The 20,968-nt window shown below is 72.2% G+C and carries 24 protein-coding genes and 1 riboswitch; of the genes, 20 read left to right on the plus strand and 4 right to left on the minus strand.

The features are described 5' to 3' along the window. Positions 1-44: 44 nt before the first annotated feature. The 9 genes from ACZ6S0_RS08035 (at position 45) to ACZ6S0_RS08075 (ending at position 7,635) form a co-directional block, all read left to right on the plus strand. Positions 45-1,028, plus strand: a complete 984-nt coding sequence (locus ACZ6S0_RS08035; protein WP_465914515.1) for a phosphatase PAP2 family protein — start codon at positions 45-47, stop codon at positions 1,026-1,028. Positions 1,029-1,097: 69 nt separating this feature from the next. Next, positions 1,098-1,778, plus strand: a complete 681-nt coding sequence (gene rpe, locus ACZ6S0_RS08040) for a ribulose-phosphate 3-epimerase (RefSeq protein WP_465914517.1) — start codon at positions 1,098-1,100, stop codon at positions 1,776-1,778. 73 nt (positions 1,779-1,851) lie between these two features. Further along, positions 1,852-2,661 carry an oxygenase MpaB family protein gene (locus ACZ6S0_RS08045; protein ID WP_465914518.1) on the plus strand — a complete coding sequence of 270 codons (810 nt, stop codon included), beginning with the start codon at positions 1,852-1,854 and terminating at the stop codon, positions 2,659-2,661. 78 nt (positions 2,662-2,739) lie between these two features. Beyond that, positions 2,740-2,870, plus strand: a riboswitch (FMN riboswitch). Between the two features lie 109 nt (positions 2,871-2,979). Then, complete coding sequence (gene ribD / locus ACZ6S0_RS08050; protein WP_465914519.1) at positions 2,980-4,164, plus strand: bifunctional diaminohydroxyphosphoribosylaminopyrimidine deaminase/5-amino-6-(5-phosphoribosylamino)uracil reductase RibD; 1,185 nt, start codon at positions 2,980-2,982, stop codon at positions 4,162-4,164. After that, complete coding sequence (locus ACZ6S0_RS08055; RefSeq protein WP_465914520.1) at positions 4,164-4,754, plus strand: riboflavin synthase; 591 nt, start codon at positions 4,164-4,166, stop codon at positions 4,752-4,754. Before ribD ends, ACZ6S0_RS08055 begins: the two co-directional genes overlap by 1 nt. Beyond that, the gene (locus ACZ6S0_RS08060) at positions 4,751-5,410 is read left to right on the plus strand and encodes a nicotinamide mononucleotide transporter family protein (protein WP_465914522.1); all 660 of its coding nucleotides are present in this window, start codon (positions 4,751-4,753) and stop codon (positions 5,408-5,410) included. Before ACZ6S0_RS08055 ends, ACZ6S0_RS08060 begins: the two co-directional genes overlap by 4 nt. Beyond that, positions 5,407-6,666, plus strand: a complete 1,260-nt coding sequence (locus tag ACZ6S0_RS08065; protein WP_465914523.1) for a bifunctional 3,4-dihydroxy-2-butanone-4-phosphate synthase/GTP cyclohydrolase II — start codon at positions 5,407-5,409, stop codon at positions 6,664-6,666. The genes ACZ6S0_RS08060 and ACZ6S0_RS08065 overlap by 4 nt, the downstream gene beginning before the upstream one ends. Continuing rightward, on the plus strand, positions 6,663-7,130 hold the full coding sequence (gene ribH, locus ACZ6S0_RS08070; RefSeq protein ID WP_344889831.1) for a 6,7-dimethyl-8-ribityllumazine synthase: 468 nt from the start codon (positions 6,663-6,665) through the stop codon (positions 7,128-7,130). Before ACZ6S0_RS08065 ends, ribH begins: the two co-directional genes overlap by 4 nt. Positions 7,131-7,149: 19 nt before the next feature. Then, on the plus strand, positions 7,150-7,635 hold the full coding sequence (locus ACZ6S0_RS08075) for a PH domain-containing protein (RefSeq protein WP_465914526.1): 486 nt from the start codon (positions 7,150-7,152) through the stop codon (positions 7,633-7,635). A 30-nt stretch (positions 7,636-7,665) separates the two neighbouring features. Here ACZ6S0_RS08075 and ACZ6S0_RS08080 read toward each other — a convergent pair whose 3' ends face one another. Continuing rightward, the gene (locus tag ACZ6S0_RS08080; RefSeq protein ID WP_344889826.1) at positions 7,666-7,914 is read right to left on the minus strand and encodes a hypothetical protein; all 249 of its coding nucleotides are present in this window, start codon (positions 7,912-7,914) and stop codon (positions 7,666-7,668) included. Between the two features lie 294 nt (positions 7,915-8,208). Here ACZ6S0_RS08080 and ACZ6S0_RS08085 point away from each other — a divergent pair, with 294 nt between their 5' ends. From ACZ6S0_RS08085 to ACZ6S0_RS08100, 4 genes are read left to right on the plus strand one after another with little or no spacing between them, the layout of a single operon-like run. Beyond that, entirely contained in the window at positions 8,209-9,099 is an 891-nt protein-coding gene (locus tag ACZ6S0_RS08085) for an AAA family ATPase (protein WP_465914529.1), read from the plus strand. Then, on the plus strand, positions 9,092-10,192 hold the full coding sequence (locus tag ACZ6S0_RS08090; protein WP_465914531.1) for a vWA domain-containing protein: 1,101 nt from the start codon (positions 9,092-9,094) through the stop codon (positions 10,190-10,192). Before ACZ6S0_RS08085 ends, ACZ6S0_RS08090 begins: the two co-directional genes overlap by 8 nt. After that, the gene (locus ACZ6S0_RS08095; protein WP_465914533.1) at positions 10,185-11,300 is read left to right on the plus strand and encodes an XdhC family protein; all 1,116 of its coding nucleotides are present in this window, start codon (positions 10,185-10,187) and stop codon (positions 11,298-11,300) included. The genes ACZ6S0_RS08090 and ACZ6S0_RS08095 overlap by 8 nt, the downstream gene beginning before the upstream one ends. Then, a complete protein-coding gene (locus tag ACZ6S0_RS08100; protein ID WP_465914535.1) occupies positions 11,297-11,869 on the plus strand; it encodes a nucleotidyltransferase family protein in 573 nt (190 codons plus the stop codon). Before ACZ6S0_RS08095 ends, ACZ6S0_RS08100 begins: the two co-directional genes overlap by 4 nt. Before the next feature lie 22 nt (positions 11,870-11,891). On the opposite strand, the gene ACZ6S0_RS08105 is transcribed toward ACZ6S0_RS08100, so the two are convergent. Then, a complete protein-coding gene (locus tag ACZ6S0_RS08105; RefSeq protein ID WP_465914537.1) occupies positions 11,892-12,779 on the minus strand; it encodes an endonuclease/exonuclease/phosphatase family protein in 888 nt (295 codons plus the stop codon). 90 nt (positions 12,780-12,869) lie between these two features. Here ACZ6S0_RS08105 and ACZ6S0_RS08110 point away from each other — a divergent pair, with 90 nt between their 5' ends. The 3 genes from ACZ6S0_RS08110 to ACZ6S0_RS08120 all read left to right on the plus strand — a co-directional run bounded on the left by ACZ6S0_RS08110 (position 12,870) and on the right by ACZ6S0_RS08120 (position 15,449). Continuing rightward, positions 12,870-13,913 (plus strand): LLM class F420-dependent oxidoreductase, encoded by a 1,044-nt coding sequence (locus ACZ6S0_RS08110; protein WP_465914540.1) that lies wholly within the window; start codon positions 12,870-12,872, stop codon positions 13,911-13,913. A gap of 82 nt (positions 13,914-13,995) precedes the next feature. Continuing rightward, positions 13,996-14,094 carry a putative leader peptide gene (locus ACZ6S0_RS08115; RefSeq protein ID WP_425568729.1) on the plus strand — a complete coding sequence of 33 codons (99 nt, stop codon included), beginning with the start codon at positions 13,996-13,998 and terminating at the stop codon, positions 14,092-14,094. Between the two features lie 74 nt (positions 14,095-14,168). Further along, a complete protein-coding gene (locus ACZ6S0_RS08120) occupies positions 14,169-15,449 on the plus strand; it encodes a dicarboxylate/amino acid:cation symporter (protein WP_465914542.1) in 1,281 nt (426 codons plus the stop codon). 68 nt (positions 15,450-15,517) lie between these two features. Here the strand turns inward: ACZ6S0_RS08120 and ACZ6S0_RS08125 are convergent, their stop codons facing one another. After that, positions 15,518-16,486, minus strand: a complete 969-nt coding sequence (locus ACZ6S0_RS08125; protein ID WP_465914545.1) for a helix-turn-helix transcriptional regulator — start codon at positions 16,484-16,486, stop codon at positions 15,518-15,520. Between the two features lie 63 nt (positions 16,487-16,549). On the opposite strand from ACZ6S0_RS08125, the gene ACZ6S0_RS08130 reads away from it, so the two are divergent. Beyond that, the gene (locus tag ACZ6S0_RS08130; protein WP_465914547.1) at positions 16,550-17,023 is read left to right on the plus strand and encodes a VOC family protein; all 474 of its coding nucleotides are present in this window, start codon (positions 16,550-16,552) and stop codon (positions 17,021-17,023) included. Positions 17,024-17,100: 77 nt separating this feature from the next. Here ACZ6S0_RS08130 and ACZ6S0_RS08135 read toward each other — a convergent pair whose 3' ends face one another. After that, positions 17,101-17,403, minus strand: a complete 303-nt coding sequence (locus ACZ6S0_RS08135) for a hypothetical protein (protein ID WP_465914549.1) — start codon at positions 17,401-17,403, stop codon at positions 17,101-17,103. Between the two features lie 192 nt (positions 17,404-17,595). Between ACZ6S0_RS08135 and ACZ6S0_RS08140 the strand changes: the two genes are divergently transcribed. The 3 genes from ACZ6S0_RS08140 (at position 17,596) to efp (ending at position 20,968) form a co-directional block, all read left to right on the plus strand. Further along, positions 17,596-19,272, plus strand: a complete 1,677-nt coding sequence (locus tag ACZ6S0_RS08140) for a serine/threonine-protein kinase (protein ID WP_465914551.1) — start codon at positions 17,596-17,598, stop codon at positions 19,270-19,272. A 71-nt stretch (positions 19,273-19,343) separates the two neighbouring features. Then, complete coding sequence (locus ACZ6S0_RS08145) at positions 19,344-20,381, plus strand: M24 family metallopeptidase (RefSeq protein ID WP_465914553.1); 1,038 nt, start codon at positions 19,344-19,346, stop codon at positions 20,379-20,381. A 26-nt stretch (positions 20,382-20,407) separates the two neighbouring features. Beyond that, positions 20,408-20,968 (plus strand): elongation factor P, encoded by a 561-nt coding sequence (efp, locus tag ACZ6S0_RS08150; RefSeq protein ID WP_344889791.1) that lies wholly within the window; start codon positions 20,408-20,410, stop codon positions 20,966-20,968.

Genomic DNA, 20,968 nt, shown 5'->3' on the forward strand with positions numbered 1-20,968 from the left:
TGGGGATCTGGCACCGGAGAGGTTCCTGTGGTCCGATCTACGACGTGGATCTTCTCGATGACCTTCACCGGGCCGAGCTGACGCCGATCATCTGGCTGCAGGGGCTGCCCGATGCCGTCCGTCCTGTGATGGAGCTGGTGTCGGTGTTCGGCACGGACACCTTCTTCCTGCTCTGCCTGCCGGTCCTCTACTGGTGCGTCAGCCCGGCACTGGGCCTGCGCCTGGGCCTCACCGTCCTGCTGGCGGCGGGCACGAACGCGATCGGCAAGCTCGCCGCGCACCAGCCCAGGCCGTACTGGATCGAGCCCGGGATCCGTCCGCTGTCCGTCGAGGGGGCCTTCGGGCTGCCGTCCGGGCACGCCCAGATCGGCACGGCGGCCTTCGGACGGCTGGCGGCGGTGGTGGCCAGGCCGTGGGCGTGGTGGACGGCGGGGGCGCTCGTCGCGCTGGTGTGCCTGAGCCGGGTGTACCTGGGGGTGCACTTCATCTCCGACGTGGTCGTCGGGGTGCTGCTCGGGCTGGTGGTGCTGGCGCTGGTGAGCAGGTTCGAACGGCCCGCGACGCACTGGTGGCGGCGGCGGCCGCTGTGGGCGCAGCTCGCCGTGTCCGCGGCGCTCTCCGGCGCGCTGATCGGCGCGGCGGTGCTGGCCAACCTCCCGTACGCCGGGTGGACGCCGCCCCTGAGCTGGAGGTTCGCCGGGGCGATCGATCCCCAGCGGCTCGACACGGTCGTCAGCCTGGCGGGCGTGCTGCTCGGCACGCTGGCCGGGGCTTCGGTCATGTACCGGCTCGGCTGGTTCGACGCGGGCGGGCCGCTCGGGCAGCGGGCCGCCCGCTGGGCGCTCGGGACGGCGGTGGCGGCGCTCATCTGGTACGCCGAGCGCGAAGTGCTGCCACAGACCGAGGCGGCCACGTTCGTCGGGTACGCCGTGCTGGCGCTGTGGGTGCAGGTGGGCGCGCCGGTGCTGTTCATCAGGCTCGGGCTGATGTCACGGGTGGAACGGCGGTCCAGGGCGGCCGTCCATTAGCGGTCACGGCGGCGGTTGATCGGCGGGGGCGCGGCCGGAGTGCGGGGCGTTCACTACACTTGGCGCATCATGGCCGTACAGATCTCGCCCAGCATCCTCGCCGCCGACTTCGCCCGGCTCGCCGACGAGGCCGCCGCCGTGCCCAATGCCGACTGGCTGCACGTCGACGTCATGGACTACCACTTCGTGCCCAACCTGACCCTGGGGCTGCCCGTGGTCGAGGCGCTGCGCAAGGCGACCGCCACGCCGCTCGACTGCCACCTCATGATCGACGACCCCGACCGCTGGGCCCCGCAGTACGCGGAGGCGGGGGCGGGCAGCGTGACCATCCACGCGGAGGCGGCTAAGGCCCCCATCCGTACGTTGCGGGAGATCCGCTCGCTCGGTGCCCGGGCGGGCCTCGCGCTCAACCCGGCCACGGCCGTGGAGCCGTACGAAGACCTGCTGGGCGAGGTCGACATGCTGCTGCTGATGACCGTGGAGCCGGGGTTCGGCGGGCAGAAGTTCCTCGACGTGGTGCTGCCGAAGGTCCGGCGGTCGCGTGAGCTGATCGAGCGGCACGGCGGACGCGTCTGGTTGCAGGTGGACGGCGGGGTCGACGCCGAGACCATCGTGCGGTGCGCCGAGGCCGGCGCCGACGTGTTCGTGGCGGGCAGCGCCGTCTACGGGGCCGCCGATCCGCTGGCCGCCATCGACGATCTCCGCGCCGCCGCCGTCCGCGCCCAGTCGGCGTCCGCGCCCTCGCCGTGAGCCTGTGAGGCCGTGGGGCCGTGGGGCCGTGGGCTGTGACTGAAACGTCCCTTACCTGGGTAACTCTTTACTTATGGGCGACTATGGGATCTTCGGGCCCCGCTCGGTGACGTGGCGGGTGATGGGTGAGCCGATCCTGCTGGTGGGCGGCTTCCGGGCGCTGCTGATGCAGGGTCTGCACCCGAGGGCGATGCGCGGGGTGCTGCAGAACTCCGCGCTCATGGATCCGCACGAGTCGTGGTCGCGGTTCGCCCGTACCACCGAGTTCGTCCGCGTACGCACGTACGGCACCCGGGCCGAGGTCGAGCGCGCCGGCCGCCGCGTACGCAAGATCCACGCCACCCTGACCGCCCGCGACCCCGACACCGGAGAGACGTTCCACCTCGACGAGCCCGAGGCGCTGCGCTGGGTGCACGTGGGCGAGGTCGACTCCTACCTGTCGGTCGCCCGCCGCGCCGGGGTACGCCTGTCCGACGCCGAGGCCGACGCGTTCGTGGCCGAGTGGCGCGGGGCCGCCGAGGTGGTGGGGCTGTCGCCGGACGAGGTGCCCGGCTCGGTGGCCGAGTTGCGCGACTACATCGAGGCCGCCCGCCCAGGGCTGCGCTTCGTCCCCGAGGCGGCCCATCCGCTGCGCCTGTCGTTCAACGCCCCGCTCCCGCTGCTGCTGACGCCGCTCAAGCCCGCGTTGCCGGCGTTGACGCTGCTGGCGTTCGCGACCCTGCCGCGCTGGGCCAGGCGGCTGTACGGGCTGCCCGCCACGCCGGTCGGCGACCTGTGGGCCACCGCCACGCTGCGTACCCTGCACACCGGGATCGGGCTGGTCCCCGGGCAGGTCCGGTACAGCCCGGCGGCGCGTCGTGCGCACCGGCTCATGGCCGCTTGAAACGAGCGCTTGGTCGGTTAGGTGGGGGCGGTCGCGCGCTCGGTTCCGGGCATGGCACACTGATAGCGGAAAGAGAGCTAGCGTGCTCCGGGGTCGGTGAAAATCCGAACCGGCGGTGACAGTCCGCGACCCGGCCGATGCCATCGGCCGGTTGACCCGGTGAAATTCCGGGACCGACGGTTAAAGTCCGGATGGGAGGAAGCGCGCGAGGTGTCCGGCGTCCCAGCCGGCCGCCTGCCGTGGTGCCTTCGGGTGTCGCGGTGAAGATCCCCCGGGGCCCGCCGTGGCTTTGAGCTACTGGCGAGTAGGAGGCCCGGGGTGGAGAGACCCGAGCGTGACGCCGCGCACATGGCGCGCGCCGTCGAGCTGGCCCGGAGCGGGCACGGCGGCACCAGCCCCAACCCGGTCGTGGGCTGCGTCGTGCTCGACGCCGCCGGGCAGGTCGCCGGTGAGGGCTTCCACGCGTACGCCGGAGGGCCGCACGCCGAGGTCGTCGCGCTGGCGCAGGCGGGAGAGCGGGCCCGGGGCGGCACCGCCTATGTGACGCTCGAGCCCTGCGACCACACCGGGCGCACGGGGCCGTGCAGCGGCGCGCTGCTGGCGGCGGGCGTGGCGCGGGTGGTGATCGCCGTGTCCGACCCCAACCCCGAGGCGGCCGGCGGCGCCGCGCGGCTGCGTTCCCACGGGGTCGCGGTCACCACCGGGGTGCTCGCCGAGGCGGCGGAGCGGGTCAACGAGGAGTGGCTGACGTACGCGCGGCTCGGGCGTTCGCACGTGACCTGGAAGTTCGCCGCGACGCTCGACGGCAGGTCGGCCGCCGCCGACGGCACCAGCCAGTGGATCACCTCGCCGCAGGCGCGGGCCGACGTGCACCGGATGCGGGCCGCCGCCGACGCGATCGTCGCCGGGATCGGCACGGTACTGGCCGACGACCCTCGCCTTACGGCGCGCCCCGGCCCGTCCCAGAGCGACGACCCCCGCCTTACGGCGCGCCCTGGGCCGTCCCCGGCCGAAGGCGCTCCCGCAGCCGACCAGAAGGCCGGACCGGGTGGTGGGAGGCGGGTGCCGGTGCGGGTCGTGGTCGATCCCGACGCCAGGACACCGCAGTCCGCCCGCGTCCTCGACGACCAGGCCCCCACGCTCGTCGCCGTGGCCGACGACGCCGACACCGGCCTCAAGGCCGACCTGCTGCGCCTGCCCCGCCACGACGACGGCCTCGACCTGCGCGCCCTCCTGAGCGAGCTGGCCGCGCGGCAGGTCGTGAGCGTGTTCCTGGAGGGCGGGCCCACGCTGGCCGGTTCGTTCGTCAGGCAGGGGCTGGTCGACCGCGTGGTCGCGTACGTGGCCCCGGCGCTGCTCGGCTCCGGCAGGTCCGCGCTCGGCGAGGCCGGGGTGCGGACGATCGGCGAGCTGCACCGCCTCAGATTCGACGAGATTTCCCCCATCGGGCCGGACGTACGGCTGATCGCCCGGCCCGCCACCCACCCAGGCAGGGAGAAGTGATGTTCACCGGGATCATTGAGGAAAAGGGCGACGTGGTGGCCATCGAGCAGGCGGGCGGCGGAGCCCTGCTGTCGGTGCGCGGCCCGATCGTCACCTCCGACGCCAAGCACGGCGACTCCATCGCGGTCAACGGCGTGTGCCTCACGGTCGTGGCGGTCGAGGGCGACGTGTTCACCGTCGACGTGATCAGGGAGTCGCTCGACCGCAGCTCCCTGGGCGGCCTGGCGGCGGGCTCGGCGGTGAACCTGGAACGCGCCGTACGCGCCGACCAGCGCCTCGGCGGCCACATCGTGCAGGGCCACGTCGACGGCACCTCCGTCCTGCTGTCCCGCGACCCGGGCGAGAGCTGGGACGACCTGCGGTTCACGCTGCCCGAGGCGCTCGGCCCGTACGTCGCCGAGAAGGGCTCGATCGCCGTCGACGGAATCAGCCTGACGGTCACGACGGTTGACGACGAAAGCTTCGGCGTGAGTCTCATCCCGACCACGCTGAAGCTCACCACCATGGGCGAGCGCCAGGTGGGCGACGTGGTGAACATCGAGGTCGACGTGATCGCGAAGTATGTGGAGAGGCTGGTGGTCAGACAGTGAACTGGCTCAACGCCGGGTTCGAGGTGTTCGGCACGCGCGTGCTGTGGACCGACCTGGTCGGCAACATCGCCGCCCTGGCCACGGTCGTGCTGGCCATGAGCAGGTCGATGTGGACGTGGCCGGTGCAGTTCGCCGGGTCGGTGCTGCTGCTGATCGCCTCGATCAACGCGCAGATCACCGGCAACGCGCTGAAGCAGGCGCTGTTCGCGGTCCTGGCCGTCTACGGCTGGCTGGCGTGGCGGCGCGGCACCCAGGACGGCAGGCCGCTCGCGGTCCGGCCCGCCCAGTGGTGGGAGCGTTCGCTGCTGGTCGGCGTCATGCTGGTGGGCACCGCCGTGATCGGGCTGCTGTTCTACGTGACCGGGCTGTCGTGGGGCGCGCACGAGCCGCTGCCGAAGGGCGCGTTCCTGGTGGCGGCCGACGCCTACATCTTCGTCGGCAGCGCCCTGGCGACCTGGGCGCAGGGCAGGGCGCTGGTCGACTTCTGGATCGTGTGGGTGGCGGTCGACCTCGTCGGGGTGCCGCTGGCGTTCAGCTCGGGGCTGGTGGTCTCCGGAGCCGTGTACGGCGTGTTCTTCCTCCTGGTCCTGGTGGGTTTTGTGAAGTGGTTGCGTGAATACCGAGCCGCGGCCCCGAACGTGGCGGTGGCCCAATGAACGAGATCAAGCTCGACCCCGAACGCGGCGGTGAACCAGTGAGTGACATCAAGCTCGACCCGATCGAGCGCGCCATCGACGACATCCGGCAGGGCCGGCCCGTGGTCGTGGTCGACGACGAGAACAGGGAGAACGAGGGCGACCTCATCTTCGCCGCCGCCAGGGCCACGCCGGAGCTGTGCGCGTTCACGATCCGGCACACCAGCGGCGTGATCTGCGTGGCCATGGAGGGCAAGGAGCTCGACCGGCTCGGCCTGCCCCTCATGGTCTTCCAGAACAAGGAGCACATGCGCACGGCGTACACGGTCACCGTCGACGCCCGTGACGGCATCACCACGGGCATCTCCGCCGCCGACCGGGCCAGGACGATCCGTACGCTGGCCGACTCGGCGACCGAGCCCGACGAGCTGGTGCGTCCCGGCCACATCTTCCCGCTGCGCTACCGCGAGGGCGGCGTGCTGGCCCGGCGCGGTCACACCGAGGCGGCCGTCGACCTGTCCAGGCTCGCCGGGCTGTCGGCGGCCGGGGCGCTGGCCGAGGTGGTCAACGACGACGGCACCATGGCCAGGCTGCCCGAGCTGCGGCGCTTCGCCGACGAGCACGACCTGGCCCTGGTCTCCATCGAGCAGCTCGTCGACTACCGGCGGCGGGCCGAGAGCATGGTCACCAGGGTCGCCGAGACGCGGCTGCCCAACGCGTACGGGACGTGGCGGGCGTACGGCTACGCCAGCGCGCTCGACGGCGGAGAGCACGTCGCGCTCGTCTACGGCGACCTGTCCGACGGCGAGAACGTCCTCGTCAGGGCCCACTCCGAGTGCCTGACCGGCGACGTGTTCGGGTCGCTGCGCTGCGACTGCGGGGTGCAGCTCGACCACGCGATGGCGGCCGTCGCCGAGGAGGGCCGCGGCGTGATCGTCTACCTGCGCGGCCACGAGGGGCGGGGGATCGGGCTGCTGGCCAAGCTGAAGGCGTACGGCCTGCAGGACAACGGCAGCGACACCGTCGACGCGAACCTGGAGCTGGGGCTGCCGGTCGACGCGCGGGAGTTCTCCAACGCGGGCCAGATCCTGGCCGACCTCGGCGTCCGGTCGGTTCGGCTGCTCACCAACAACCCGGCCAAGCTCAAGGGCATGGACGGCTACGGCATCAAGGTCCTCGGCCGCGAGCCCATGCCCGTGGCCATGAACCCGTACAACGAGCGGTACCTCAAGGCCAAGCGCGATCGGCTCGGCCACGACATCTCGGAGGCGTCATGAGCGGCGAAGGAAGGCCGGGCGTCGCGGCGCCCGACGCGTCGGGGCTGACGGTGGGGGTGGTGGCGGCGAGCTGGCACGCCAAGATCACCGACCAGCTCGTGTCGCGGGCCCTGCGGGCGTGCGACGACAGCGGCGCCACGGCGACGGTCGTGCGGGTGCCGGGGTCGCTGGAGATCCCGGTGGTCGCCCAGGCCCTCGCCCGCCGCTGCGACGCGGTGGTGGCGCTGGGCGCGGTGATCCGCGGTGAGACCGCCCACTTCGACTACGTCTGCGACTCGGTGACGGCGGGCCTGACCCGCATCTCGCTCGACGAGGAGACGCCCGTCGGCAACGGCGTGCTCACCTGCGAGACGATGGACCAGGCGCTCGACCGCTCGGGACTGCCGGGAAGCAAGGAGGACAAGGGGTACGAGTCGGCCATCGCCGCGCTCGAGACCGCCCTCCTTCTGAGAGACCTCCACTGAGCTGCGGTAGGTTTCCCTCGTGCCAGAGCCCGTTTCCCCTCCTCCCCTGCCCGTCACCTGGCGTCCGCGCCGGGGCCGGCTCGTCGCCTACGGCTTCGCCACGCTGATCGTGGTGGGGTCGGTGATGATGGCGATCTTCATCGCCCAGCCGTTCAAGCTGCCCGACCGGGTGGCGCTCGTCGCGTTCGGCTGCGCGGTGGCGTTCGTGCTGCACCTGCTGGGCCGGGTGCGGGTGGAGGCCGACGAGCGGGGCGTCACGATCGTCAACGCCCTGCGTACGCACCGGTACGAGTGGGCGGAGATCCTGGAGGTCACGCTGGTGGTCGGCGACCCGTGGCCGCGGATCGACTTCTCCGACGGCCGGACGATCGGGGCCATGGGCATCCAGGGGTCGGAGAAGTCGCGCGCCCGCCGGGCGACGGCCGAGCTGCGCGCCCTCATCAGCGCACGCGGCGAGGCCCGCGAGGGCGACGCGCCAGGGGCCGGCCAGGACCGGCAGGGGTGACCCGGAGGCGGCCGGAGACCTGCACGGGGGTCAGCCCGCCTCGAGGAACAGCTCGTCGACCGAGTCGACCGTGAGAACGTGGATGAGCCACTTCTGCAGCAGCTCGAGATCCTCGCAGGCGGAGATGGCCTCCCGTTTCTCACTGCTGACCCACAGGAAGCGCGACTGCAGGGCGACGTCGATCGCCCGCCGCGCGGCGGTGATCTTGCTGCGCTGCCTGACCTCGGGGGAGACGGGGAACGTGTCCCAGGGGTCGGGCGCGCTGAGGTGCGCGTGCATCACGACCCGCCCGACACTTCCGCGACCGGCGCACCGGCCGCGCCGGCTGTGACGTGGTGGGGGCGTGCGGGACGACTGCCGACGTGGATCATCTCTTCTCCGGTTGCTCGCTGATGTCCTCGCTGTCAAGCCCCGGTCCCGGTGGCGCCGGATCTTGCCGATGGGGAACCTCGGGAGGCGAGGCTCGGGGGCGGGCCTTGTCCGTCATCTCTTTCGGTGAGCGCCAGCTTACCGTGGGTGACGGCCGTTTCGGGCGAATATCGCGAACGCGAAGTGTCGTCGTAGCCTGAAAGCGTGCTGCGGCGGACAATCAGGCCGGTGGACATCGAGTCTCCGGCGAAGCTCATCGAGCTGCTCGACCGGCATGCGTACCTGGCCGACGAGGGGCTGGCCACGGCCGCCTTCCTGGCCCTGCGCATGGGGCGGCCCCTGTTCCTCGAGGGCGAGGCGGGCGTCGGGAAGACCGAGCTGGCCAAGACGCTGGCGGCGCTGCTGAAGGCGCCGCTCATCAGGCTCCAGTGCTACGAGGGGCTGGACGCCGCCCAGGCCCTGTACGACTGGGACTTCGCCCGCCAGCTCCTGCACCTCAAGGCCGCCGAGGCCGCGGGGGTCACCGACGTGAGCCGGTTGGAGGGGGAGATCTACGACCGGCGCTTCCTGATCGCCAGGCCGCTGCTGAAGGCGATCGAGACGCAGCCGAGCGTGCTGCTGGTGGACGAGATCGACCGGGCCGACGACGAGTTCGAGGCGTTCCTGCTGGAGGTGCTCTCCGACTTCACGATCTCCATCCCCGAGCTGGGCACGGTCAGGGCCGAGACGCCGCCGGTGGTCGTGGTGACCTCCAACCGCACGCGCGAGGTGCACGACGCGCTCAAGCGGCGCTGCCTGTACCACTGGCTGGAGCATCCCGGCTTCGACCGCGAGGTCGCCATCCTGCTGCGGCGTCTGCCAGACTGCACCGAGGCGCTGGCCACGCAGGTGGCGCGGGCGGCCGAGCGACTGCGGCGGGCCGACCTGGTCAAGCCGCCGGGCGTGGCCGAGACGCTCGACTGGACCGAGGCGCTGCTGACGCTGGGCGCCAAGGAGCTGGATCCCGGCATGGCCGCCGCCACGCTCGGCGCGGCGCTGAAGTACCGGGAGGACGTGGCGACCGTGATCGGCAACGGACTGCTCGGCCATGGCTGACCGGGACGGCCCGGGTGCGGGCGGACCGGCCGCCACCATGACGGGGTTCGCCAGGACCCTGCGCGCGGCGGGCGTCGCGGCCGACCACGAGCGCACCCAGAACCTGCTGCGGGCGCTGGCCCACCTCGACGTGACCGACGCGGGCGAGGTGTACTGGGCCGGGCGCCTGACGCTCTGCGCCACCCCTGACGACCTGCCCCGCTACGACCGCTGCTTCGCCGCCTACTTCGGCGGCCACGGGGCCGCCCTGACCCGTACGGCCGCCACGAGCGTCACCCGCCACCTGGCCGGGTGGCAGGGCGGGGAAGGCGACGGCGACGACGACGGGACGGCGGCCCCGGCCACGGCCAGCCGGATCGAGGTGCTGCGCCACCGCGACGTCGCGCGGCTGACGGACGCCGAGCGGGCCGAGGTGCACCGCATGCTGGCCATGCTGAGGGCGGGCCGGGCCCGGCGGCGCTCGCGCCGGTTCGAGAGCGCCCACCGGGGCGTCCTCGACCAGCGGCGGACGATCCGCGACGCGCTCAGGAAGGGCGAGGTGGCCGGGCTCCGCCGCCGCCGGCACACCACGAGGCCGCGCCCGGTCGTGCTCTTCGTGGACGTCAGCGGCTCGATGGCCCCGTACGCCGAGACGCTGCTGCGCTTCGCCCACGCGCTGGTCAGGAGCGAGCCCAGGGCCACCAGGGTCTACTCGGTCGGCACCAGGCTCACCCCGATCACCGCCGAGCTGCGCCACCGCGACCCGGGCACCGCGCTGAACGAGGCGTCCAAGGTCATCCCCGACTGGAGCGGCGGAACCCGGCTGGGTGACGAACTCAAGGAGTTCCTCGCTCGTTACAGCGCCAGGGGAGCGATCGCGGTGATCGCCTCCGACGGATGGGAACGCGGTGACCCCGAGCTGCTGGGCGCGCAGATGGCCCGCCTGGCCCGGCAGGCGTACCGGGTGATCTGGGTCAACCCGCACAAGGGGTATGACGACTACCAGCCGCTGACGGGAGGCATGCGGGCGGCGCTTCCGTACCTCGACGACCTGGTGGCCGGGCACAGCCTGGCCGCCTACGAGCGACTCAGTGAAAGGCTCGCCCATGCGTGACGTGCTGCCGGAGATCATGAAGTGGTGGCGGTCGGGGCTCAGGTTCGGGCTGGCCACGGTGGTGGGCACGTGGAGCAGCGCGCCCAGGCAGCCGGGCGCGTCCATGGCCGTGTGCGGCGACGAGGTGGTCGGCAGCGTCTCCGGCGGCTGCGTCGAGGGCGCGGTGTTCGAGCTGGCCGCCGGGATCGACACGCCCGTCCTGCAGCGGTACGGCGTGAGCGACGACGACGCCTTCGCCGTCGGGCTCACCTGCGGCGGCATCATCGACATCCTCGTGGAGCCCGTCTCCGTCGAGACCTTCCCCGAGCTGGGGGAGGTGGCGGCCTCCATCGAGGCGCGCGAGCCCGTCGCCGTGGCCACCATCGCCTCCGGCCCCGGCCGGGTCGGCGCCCGCCGCGTCATCTGGCCCGGCCGCACGTCGGGCACCCTCGGCCTCGAACGCCTCGACGCCGCCGTGGACGACGACGCCCGCGGCATGCTCGCCCAAGGGCTGACCGGCCTGCGGCACTACGGCGGGCAGGGGGAGCGGCGGCTGGACGACCTGGCCGTGTTCGTGCACTCCTTCGCGCCGCCGCCCAGGATGCTGGTGTTCGGCGCCATCGACTTCGCCGCGGCGGTGGCCAGGGTGGGCAAGTTCCTCGGCTATCACGTCACGGTGTGCGACGCGCGGCCGGTCTTCGCCACCGCCAAGCGGTTCCCCGACGCCGACGAGGTCGTGGTCAAGTGGCCGCACGACTATCTGGCCTCCGTGGAGGTGGACGAGCGTACGGTGATCTGCGTGCTGACCCACGACCCCAAGTTCGACGTGCCGCTGCTGGAGGTGGCGTTGCGCACCGGGGCCGGTTACGTGGGGGCCATGGGCTCGCGGCGTACCCATGAGGACCGGCTGGCGCGGCTGCGCGAGGCGGGACTGACGGAGGCCGAGCTGGCCCGGCTGCGTTCGCCGATCGGGCTCGACCTCGGCGCGCGCACGCCGGAGGAGACGGCCGTGTCGATCGCCGCCGAGCTGATCCAGCTCCGCTGGGGCGGCTCAGGCCGCCCGCTGTCCGCCACCGAGGGACGCATCCACCACGAGCCCGGCCCCGGGGCGCGGGGTGCGGCGAGGTGAGGGGTTCCAAGGTCGCCGGACTGCTGCTGGCCGCCGGCGCCGGGTCGCGGCTGGGGCAGCCCAAGGCGCTGGTCGAGTACGAGGGCGAGCGGCTGGTCGACCGCGGGATACGGCTGCTGGAGGAGGGCGGCTGCCATCCGGTCGTGGTCGTCCTGGGCGCGGCCACGGTGCAGGTGCGCCGGGCGGTGACCGTACGCAACCCGGACTGGGCCTCCGGCATGGGCTCCTCCCTGCGCGTCGGGCTGGCCGCGCTGCCGGAGGAGGCCGAGTCCGTGGTGGTCGCGCTGGTGGACCAGCCGCTGATCCGGCCCGGCGCGGTCCGCGCGCTGATCGCCTCGGGCGCCGGGCTGGCCGTCGCCACCTACGCGGGGCGGCGCAGGAACCCCGTGCTGATCTCCCGTACGCACTTCGCCGGGGTCGCGGAGCTGGCCGTGGGGGACGTCGGGGCGCGGCCGTACCTGAAGGCCCATCCCGAACTGGTCACCGAGGTGCCGTGCGACGAGCACGGAGACCCGGCCGACGTCGACACGCCCGACGACCTCGACCTGCTTTCGAGGAGTCACCCCTGAGGGGGCGCGGACCGGCAGCGGATCAGAGGCGGAGTGAGGCGATCGCGGCCCGGTGGTCGCTGCCCGTGGCCGGTGCGACCCCCGCCTTGGTCGCCGTCATCCCCCGGTAGAGGATGTGGTCGGGCCTGGTGACCGGGAACTCGGCCGGCCAGGTGAACCCGAACCCCTCGCCCGCCGCGCTCTGGGCGTCGGTCAGCGGCGGGGTCAGCCCGCGCATGCCGCGGTCGGTGGTGGCGGTGTTGAGGTCGCCGAGCAGCAGGATGCGCTTGCTGGGGTCGGCGTCGATGAGCTTGCGCGCGTGCGCGAGCGAGGAGTCGCGTGAGGCGGTCTCGCCGGGCCTGGCCGAGGCCAGGTGCATGACGTAGACGGTCACCTTGCCCTTGGGGGTGGTGATCACCGCGCGCAGGGCGCGCGGCCAGCCCAGGCCGACGTCGAGCGGCTTGGTCTCGCTGATCGGGTAGCGGCTCCACAGGCCGACCGTGCTGACCGGATAGTGGTACTTGAACATCTTGTTGAGCTGCTTGGCGGCCGGCCCGCCCCTGGTCAGCTCCTGGGCGGCCAGGACGTCGAGGTCTTTGGCGATCGCGCGTACGGCCTCGCCCGAGGCGCTGTTGCGCACCCCCACGTTGACCGTGCCGACGTCGATGTCGCTCGGGCCGCCCGGCGGGGTGCGCAGCAGCGTGGAGCCGAACATGAGCGCCCACACCGCCCCCGGCACCAGCGCCGCGAGGGCCGCGGCCGTCGACCTCGCCATCGCGGCGGCCGTGAGCAGCAGCGGCACGGCCAGCCCCATCCAGGGCAGCAGGCTTTCCAGCACGGGCGTGAACCCGCCGAGCGCGGGGATCAGCCTGTGACCCGCCAGGGCCGCGGCCACCACGGCGGAGACGATGACGACGACCCGACTCAGCACTCGAACCAGGCTAGCGGCTCCTGCCTGCCGCGCCCGCGCGATAACATGGTGCCACCTCAACAGAACATCATTCGGTCGGTGGGAGCCCGCATGCGCATCGGTATGGCACTCAACTACTCGGGCGGTTTCAAGGAGTCGGTCGAGGAACTGGCCGACTACGAGAAGGCCGGGCTCGACATCGTGTTCGTGCCGGAGGCGTACTCGTTCGACGCGGTCAGCCAGATGGGCTACATCGCGGCCAAGACCGAACGGCTGGAGATCGCCTCGGGCATCCTGCCGATCTACTCGCGCACCCCGGCGCTGCTGGCCATGACGGCGGCGGGGCTCGACTACGTCTCCGACGGGCGGTTCACGCTGGGGCTGGGCGCGTCGGGGCCGCAGGTGGTCGAGGGTTTCCACGGGGTGCCGTACACCGCGCCGCTCGGGCGGACGAAGGAGATCATCGAGATCTGCCGCCAGGTGTGGCGGCGCGAGCGCCTGGAGTACGAGGGCCGCCACTACACGGTGCCGCTCCCGCCCGGCGAGGGCACCGGCCTCGGCAAGCCCCTGAAGATCATCAACCGTCCGGTACGCTCCCGCATCCCCATCGTGGTGGCCGCCATCGGCCCCAAGAACGTCGAGCTGACCGCCGAGCTGGCCGAGGGCTGGGAGCCGATCTTCTACGTGCCCGAGAAGGCCGCCGAGGTCTGGGGCCCGTCGCTGGCCGCGGGGAGGTCCCGGCGCGACCCCGAGCTGGGCGAGCTGGACGTGATCGCCCAGGCGTCGCTGGCGATCGGCGACGACGTGGCGGGGCTGCTGGAGTTCGGGCGGCCGATCGCGGCCCTGTACATCGGCGGCATGGGCGCCAGGGGCAAGAACTTCTACAACGACCTGGCCAGGCGCTACGGCTACGAGAAGGAGGCCGCGCTGATCCAGGACCTCTACCTCCAGGGCAGGAAGGACGAGGCCGCCGCGCAGGTGCCGGCCGAGCTGCTGGAGAAGATGTCGCTGGTGGGCAGCGAGGGGTTCGTGCGCGATCGCGTACAGGCGATGAGGGAGTCGGGGGTCACCACGCTGAACGTGACGCCGTTCGGCAGGACGCATGAGGACCGGGTGCGGCTGATCGAGCAGATCAAGGAGATCGCCGCTGGATGAGGGTAGATTATCGCAGAGTATGGATGATCATGCCATTGTGAGGTAGATCACGCTTTTTGCGGGAATTGTCCACATTTAGTGGATGTTGGGGCAGCTCGTGAGGTTCTCCCCCGTGTTCGTGTGGCTCGTCGAGCGACTGCACATCGACCTGTGCCGGCTGCAGGGCTCGCTCTGTCGCTGACGTCGCCGCCGCGTTCGTCCAACCCCTCACCTGGCGTGCCTTCGGCATGCCCTCCTTTCGGAGGCTTCCTCCCCGTGAAGAGATTCTCCTTCTCCCTGCAACTGCTGCTGGGCCTCGTCGTCGGCATCGCGCTCGGCTTCGCCGCCAAGCTCTGGGACGTGGTCTGGCTGACCGAGACCCTGACCCGCGTCGGCCAGATCTTCGTACAACTCCTCAAACTCGCCGTTCCGCCGCTCGTCTTCACCGCCGTCCTGGTCAGCGTGGCCAACCTGCGCAACGTCAACGGCGCCGCCCGGCTCGCCTCCAAGACGCTGCTGTGGTTCCTGATCACCGCGTTCGTCTCGGTGGCGCTCGCCATCGGGCTCGGCCTGCTCCTCAACCCCGGCCAGGGCGTCACGCTGGACACCGGCGCCGCCAAGGCCCCCGAGAACACCGGCACCTGGCTCGACTTCGTCACCGGCATCCTGCCCACGAACGTCGTCACCGCCTTCACCGAGGTCAACGTCCTCCAGATCGTCTTTCTGGGGGTCGTGGCCGGCGCCGCGGCGCTGGCCGTCGGTGAGAAGGCCGAGCCGATCCTGAGCCTCGCCCGTTCCGCGCTGGAGCTGGTGCAGAAGGCGCTGTGGTGGGTCATCCGGCTGGCCCCCATCGGCACGGCGGGCCTGATCGGCAAGGCCGTGGCCACGTACGGGTGGGACCTGCTGGCGCCGCTGGCCAAGCTCAGCCTCGGCGTCTACATCGGCTGCTTCGTGGTGCTGCTGGCCGTGTACCCGACGCTGCTGGCGGTGTGGGGCAAGGTCAGCCCCGTGCAGTTCTTCCGCAACGCCTGGCCCGCGATCGAGCTGGCCTTCGTCTCCCGTTCGTCGGTCGGCACGCTGCCGCTGACCCAGCGGGTCACCGTCGAGCGCAACGGCGTGGACCGCGACTACGCCTCGTTCGCGGTGCCGTTCGGGGCCACGACCAAGATGGACGGCTGCGCCTCCGTGTACCCGGCGCTTGCCGCGATCTTCGTGGCCCAGGTGTTCGGGGTGGAGCTGGGCGTGGGCGACTACCTGCTGATCGCGTTCGTCTCGGTGGTCGGCTCGGCCGCCACGGCGGGCCTGACCGGCGCCATCGTCATGCTGACGCTCACGCTCAGCACGCTGGGGCTGCCGCTCGAAGGCGTCGGTCTGCTGCTGGCGATCGACCCGATCCTCGACATGATCCGTACGGCCACCAACGTCGCGGGGCAACTGGTCGTACCGGTGCTGGTGGCCCGTTCCGAGGGCCGGCTGGACACGGCGGTCTTCAACGCGCCGCCGCAGCCGCTGGACGAGGCGCCCGCGCGCCGCGCGCCGGAGCCCGCGACGGCCTGATCCGCGGACGACGAGGGCGGGAAGCGGCCGGCTTCCCGCCCTTCGCGCTGCCTGGAGGAGCGCACGGGTCAGGGGGCGCGTGAGTCCCGCGGCGCCGGGGTTCCCGCGGCGCGGGTGAGGCGGGCGGCCAGTGTGTGCAGGTGTGCCGCGAGTTCGGGCGGCTCGTGCACCTCGAACTCGGAGCCCAGCGCCAGCAGGTGGAAGGCGAGCCAGTCCAGGGTGTCGCCGCGCGTGTGCAGCCGGCAGCGCCCTCCGTCGAGAGGGGTGACCTCGCCCAGTGCCCTGATCGGCTCCGTGGGGGCGGTGTGCAGGGTGACGACGGCCTCGTACGTGGGGGCGAGCGTGTAGAGCCGGTCGGCGACGTACGCGGCGGCGTCCCCGTCGGGCGGCTCGCGCGGCGTGATCCTGGCGCCCGTCGCGCGCGGGCCGGTGACGCGGTCGATGCGGAAGATCCGCCAGTCGTCGCGGCCGTGGTCGTGCCCCAGCAGGTACCAGCGCCGGCCGGTCGCGACGAGGCGGTGCGGGTCGACGAGCCGCTCGCTGTCCGTGCCGTCGTTCGCCCGGTACCCGAACCTCACCCGTTCCCGGTTGGCCACGGCCGCCGCCAGTGTGGTGAGCGCTCCGGGATCGACCTGGGGCCCGCCCTCCGCCGGCAGCGGGGCGGTGGCGTCGCGCAGTGACCTGACCCGGTGGCGCAGGCGGGACGGCAGCACCTGCTCCAGCTTGGCCAGGGCGCGTACGGACGCCTCCTCGATGCCCTGGACCGGGTTGCCGGCGGCGGTGGACAGGCCGACCGCGATGGCCACGGCCTCCTCGTCGTCGAGCAGCAACGGCGGCATGGCCGCGCCCGCGACCAGCCGGTACCCGCCGGTGGCGCCCATGCCGGCCTCGACCGGGTAGCCGAGGTCGCGAAGGCGTTCGACGTCGCGACGGACCGTACGGCGGCTGACCCCGAGGCGCTCGGCCAGTTCGCTGCCCGGCCACTCGCGCGGGCTCTGGAGCAGCGACAGCAGTGACAGGAGCCGGGAGTCGGTCATGGAATCCAGCGTAGGCGGAGATGTAGGACGGGATCTGGCCTACTTCCCGAATAGCCTCCGGACATGGACATTCCAGAGGGCTACACCGCCATCACGCCGTGGGTCATCGGGCGCGACACCGCCGGGCTCATCGACTACCTCAAGGCCGCGTTCGACGCCGTCGAACTGGCCAGGCTGGCCAATGACAAGGGGAGCATCGAGCACGCGGAGGTGCGGATCGGGGACGCGGTGGTGATGTTGTTCGACGCGGCCCCCCACTGGCCGCCCACCCCGGCCCTGCTGCGCCTGTACGTCCCCGACGCCGACGCCGCCCACCGCCGCGCCGTCGAGGCGGGCGGGACGTCGGTGACCGAGGTCACCCACCTGTTCTGGGGCGACAGGGTCGGGCGGGTACGCGACCCGTTCGGCAACCTGTGGTGGATCCAGTCCCGCGTCGAGGAGGTCTCGCCGCGGGAGATGGAGCGCCGCATGAGCGACCCCGTGTTCACGAAGGCGATGGAGTACGTGCAGAGCATGGACCTCTTCCCCGCCCGATGAGCCGGATGATCGCCGCCTTGCGACGCGTCAGAGCCCCGACGGCCTCGCCCGGCGCGGGTGGTGGCGTGGTGAGATGATCAAAAATCATCCCAATTGCGGATGAGGTTAACGGCCAGCACGCCGACCAGCGCCAGCCCTCCTACACCCAGGGCGACGATGAACGCCGTGTAGCTCACGGCCAGCGCGCCCAGGAGCACAACTCCCGCGCAGAGGAAGGCCGCGATGACGGCGCCGTTCCGGGTGAAGGAGATCGGCGCCGGTGCCGGTGCGGGAGCGGCGGCCGTGGCCGGAAGCGGCTCCCACATCGTGCCGCACTCCGGGCACGTCCACGGATCGGTGGCACTCGCCAGCGCCGAAAGGTCGCACTGGTGCTCGTTCAAGCTGTCGCTCCTTCGTCAGTGCCGCCCGCGGCTTCCTCCCGTCGCGCCGCGGACGGTTCCTTCGGCGGCTTCCGGATCTTCGCCACGCGGAAGTATCGCCCACCCGGGCCGGTCGCGCGATCGCGGGGCGGGGGAGGCCGTGGGGGCCTATGGTGGGTCGGACATCCTGATGTTCGAGTCATTGGCGGGGATATGTCCGACGCGACGCCTTCATTGGTCGCTGACCGGTACCGGCTGGACGAGCGCATCGGCAGCGGGCCGATGGGCGAGGTGTGGCGAGGGTACGACACGCGGGCCGACTGGGTCGTGGCCGTGAAGGTGCTCGGCGCCAGGGCGGCGGGGGCCACCACGCGCGAGGTGCTCCGCCAGCACGCCCAGGCCGTGGCCCGGGTGATCCATCCGAACGTGGCCATGGTGCTGGACGTCGGTGAGCACGACGGGGCGCCGTTCCTGGTGATGGAGTACCTGACCGGGCTCAGCCTCGGCGAGGAGCTGGCCGCGCGCAGGACCCTGAAGATCGTCGAGGTGTGCGACCTGGTCGGGCAGGCGGCGGCCGGGCTCGAGGCCGTGCACCGGGCCGGGGTCGTGCACGGGCAGGTCGACCCGGACGCCTTCCGGATGGCCGCGAGCGGCGTGCTCAAGGTCGTCGGCTTCGGGATGGACGGCCGCGAGCCGGTACGGGGCAGCGGCCGGTACGCCGCCCCGGAGCGGACCACCGGGGAGCCGGCCCAGGCCCCAGGAGACGTGTACGCGCTCGGCTGCGTCTGCTACGAACTGCTCTGCGGCCGTCCCCCCTTCGCGGACGAGCCGGGGGAGGGCCCGCGGCCGCGGGCCGTCCCGCCCAGCGCGATCAGGGCGGAGGTGCCGGCCGAGCTGGACCGGCTGGTGCTGGCCATGATCGCCGAGGATCCCGCGGCGCGGCCCGTCAGCGGGGAGTCGATCAGGCGGACGCTGGCCGCCATCGCCCGCCCGAAGCCAGGAGCAGCCACGGCGGCCCCGCCGCAGATGCCCCAGACGCCTCTGGCCGGGGCCGGGATCTCTCAGCCTCGGACGGGGGGTTCTCTGCCCCAGACGGGGGCCTTCCAGCGCGACCTGGGCCTCCGCCCGGGAGCCCCTGGCGTCGGAGGGCCGGGGTACACGCAGGCGGCGACCGAGATCCACCCCGTCGGCGCGGGTGGCGCCCATGGTGGCGCGGACGGGGCGGCTCGCGCCGGGGACACCGCGGTCTTTCAGGCGGGTGACCTGGGGCCGCCTCCTTCCTCCGCCCCCAACCGCAAGACCGTCATCCAGATCGCCGCCGCCGGGGTCGTCATCGCGGTCGTCACGGTGGGCATGGTGCTCCTGACCGGTACGCGGGACGAGCAGCCGCCCGTCCCGACCCCGATCCCCACCAGCGCGGTCCCGCTCCCCGCCACCCTGCCCCCGATCCCCACCGCCGAACCGACCCCGGACGTCCTGACCAGCGTCGAGCCCAGCGGCGATCCGACCGCCCTGATCGGCACGGTCGCGCCCAAGGCGACCCTGGGCGAGGCGATCCCGCCGGGCGGCTACGGCGAGTGGCTGAAGGCGTTCGACGACGCGCTGACGGCGCAGCAGGCCATGGGCGGCATCAGCCCCGACGTCGCGGGCAAGGCCCGCGACAAGCTGCGCAAGGTGGCCAGGAAGGTCGCGGAGGGCAAGGTCGACTCCACCCTCGGCGACATCGCCGGCGTCTATCGCGACCTGGCGCGGGCACAGGAGAAGGGCGAGATGAACGCGTCCGGCCCCGCGTCCGAGTTCCTCAGGGACTGGCGTCTCCCGGACAACGACCGGCGCGTCGACCGGTCCGTCGACCGGCGGGGCGACGGAGACGACGAGGACGACGACTGACCGGTTGTCGGCACCCGATGGGACAAGGCGGGCAATAGTGATATGAGGGGCATAGCGCGTAAATTAGCCAAATGACCTTCGACTACCGCGCACGCCGCGCGCGGCTCGCCGAGCTGCTGCCCGCCCGCGAGGTCCACGCCCTGCTCGTGACCTCTCCCGTCAACGTCCGCTACCTCACCGGGCTGGCCAGCTCGAACGCCGCAGTCCTGGTCAGGGCCGACGGGACGGCGATGCTGGCCACGGACAACCGCTACATCGAGGCGGCACGCGGGCTGGAGGTGCCCGCGGTGGAGGTGGCCGACGTCGCGGGCCGGTTGGCGGCGCCGGGCGTCGGGATCGAGGCGGCGAACCTGAGCGTGGCCGAGTTCCACCGGCTGGGGGAGGGCCTCGTGCCGCTGGACCCGGTGGTGGAGCTGCTGCGCGTGGTCAAGGACGACGGCGAGCTGGACCTCATCCGTACCGCCTGCGCGATCACCGACCAGGCGTTCGCCGACGTCTGCGGCGCGATCGCCCCCGGGATGACGGAACGCGAGCTGGCCCGCCTGCTCGACCGCCGCATGACCGAGCTGGGCGCCGACAAGCCCGGCTTCGACACGATCGTGGCCGCGGGGGAGAACGGCGCCATCCCGCACCACGCCCCCACCTCCCGCGAGCTGCGCGCGGGAGACCTCGTCACGATGGACTTCGGCGCCCGCTACCAGGGTTACCACGCCGACATGACGCGTACGGTCAGCCTCGGCGAGCCCGCGGGCTGGCAGCGCGAGGTGTACGACCTGGTGGCGCGGGCGCAACGCGCGGGACGGCACGCGCTCACCCCCGGAGCCGAGGCCAGGGAGGTGGACGCGGCCGCCCGCCGGGTCGTCGAGGACGCGGGCCACGGCGCCCACTTCCGGCACGGCCTGGGCCACGGGGTCGGCCTGGCGATCCACGAAGAGCCGTTCCTCGGCCCCGCTCGGACCGGTAGACTAGAGGATCGAGTTCCGATCACCGTCGAGCCCGGGGTCTACCTCCCGGGTCGGGGCGGGGTCCGCATCGAGGACACCCTCGTGACACGTGGGGGCGGGCCGGAGCTTTTCACCAAGACGACCAAGGAGCTGCTCGTCCTTTAGAGCGGCCGCACGCGGGAGAAGAACGAGTGGCGACGACCAACGACCTCAAGAACGGCATGGTGCTGAAGTTCGAGGGCGGTGAGCTCTGGAGCGTTGTCGAGTTCCAGCACGTCAAGCCGGGTAAGGGCGGCGCGTTCGTGCGCACCAAGCTCAAGAACGTGCTCTCCGGCAAGGTCGTCGACAAGACCTTCAACGCCGGGGTCAAGGTCGACGTGGCCAACGTCGACAAGCGCGAGATGCAGTACTCGTACAAGGACGGCGACGAGTTCGTCTTCATGGACACCGAGACCTACGACATGGTCAACGTGCCCAGCAACACCGTCGGCACGGCGGCCAACTACATGCTGGAGAACACGCTGGCCACGGTCGCGTTCAACGAGGGCTCCGCGCTCTACGTCGACCTGCCCGCCGCCGTCGAGCTGACCATCTCCAACACCGAGCCCGGCCTCCAGGGCGACCGCTCCACCGGCGGCACCAAGCCCGCCACGCTGGAGACCGGCGCCGAGATCAAGGTGCCGCTGTTCATCACCACCGGTGAGAAGGTCAAGGTCGACACCCGTAGCGGCGAATACCTCGGCCGGGCCTGA

This window comes from Nonomuraea sp. NPDC051298 (assembly GCF_055586305.1).

Coding starts and splice junctions, on each gene's coding strand:
- ACZ6S0_RS08045 (WP_465914518.1), top strand. CDS start 1,852: ATGGGCGACTATGGGATCTTCGGGCCCCGCTCGGTGACGTGGCGGGTG.
- ribH (WP_344889831.1), top strand. CDS start 6,663: ATGAGCGGCGAAGGAAGGCCGGGCGTCGCGGCGCCCGACGCGTCGGGG.
- ACZ6S0_RS08130 (WP_465914547.1), top strand. CDS start 16,550: ATGGACATTCCAGAGGGCTACACCGCCATCACGCCGTGGGTCATCGGG.
- ACZ6S0_RS08090 (WP_465914531.1), top strand. CDS start 9,092: ATGGCTGACCGGGACGGCCCGGGTGCGGGCGGACCGGCCGCCACCATG.
- ACZ6S0_RS08140 (WP_465914551.1), top strand. CDS start 17,596: ATGTCCGACGCGACGCCTTCATTGGTCGCTGACCGGTACCGGCTGGAC.
- ACZ6S0_RS08110 (WP_465914540.1), top strand. CDS start 12,870: ATGCGCATCGGTATGGCACTCAACTACTCGGGCGGTTTCAAGGAGTCG.
- ACZ6S0_RS08145 (WP_465914553.1), top strand. CDS start 19,344: ATGACCTTCGACTACCGCGCACGCCGCGCGCGGCTCGCCGAGCTGCTG.
- ACZ6S0_RS08125 (WP_465914545.1), bottom strand. CDS start 16,486: ATGACCGACTCCCGGCTCCTGTCACTGCTGTCGCTGCTCCAGAGCCCG.
- rpe (WP_465914517.1), top strand. CDS start 1,098: ATGGCCGTACAGATCTCGCCCAGCATCCTCGCCGCCGACTTCGCCCGG.
- ACZ6S0_RS08095 (WP_465914533.1), top strand. CDS start 10,185: ATGCGTGACGTGCTGCCGGAGATCATGAAGTGGTGGCGGTCGGGGCTC.
- ACZ6S0_RS08115 (WP_425568729.1), top strand. CDS start 13,996: ATGTTGGGGCAGCTCGTGAGGTTCTCCCCCGTGTTCGTGTGGCTCGTC.
- ACZ6S0_RS08055 (WP_465914520.1), top strand. CDS start 4,164: ATGTTCACCGGGATCATTGAGGAAAAGGGCGACGTGGTGGCCATCGAG.
- ACZ6S0_RS08065 (WP_465914523.1), top strand. CDS start 5,407: ATGAACGAGATCAAGCTCGACCCCGAACGCGGCGGTGAACCAGTGAGT.
- ACZ6S0_RS08080 (WP_344889826.1), bottom strand. CDS start 7,914: ATGCACGCGCACCTCAGCGCGCCCGACCCCTGGGACACGTTCCCCGTC.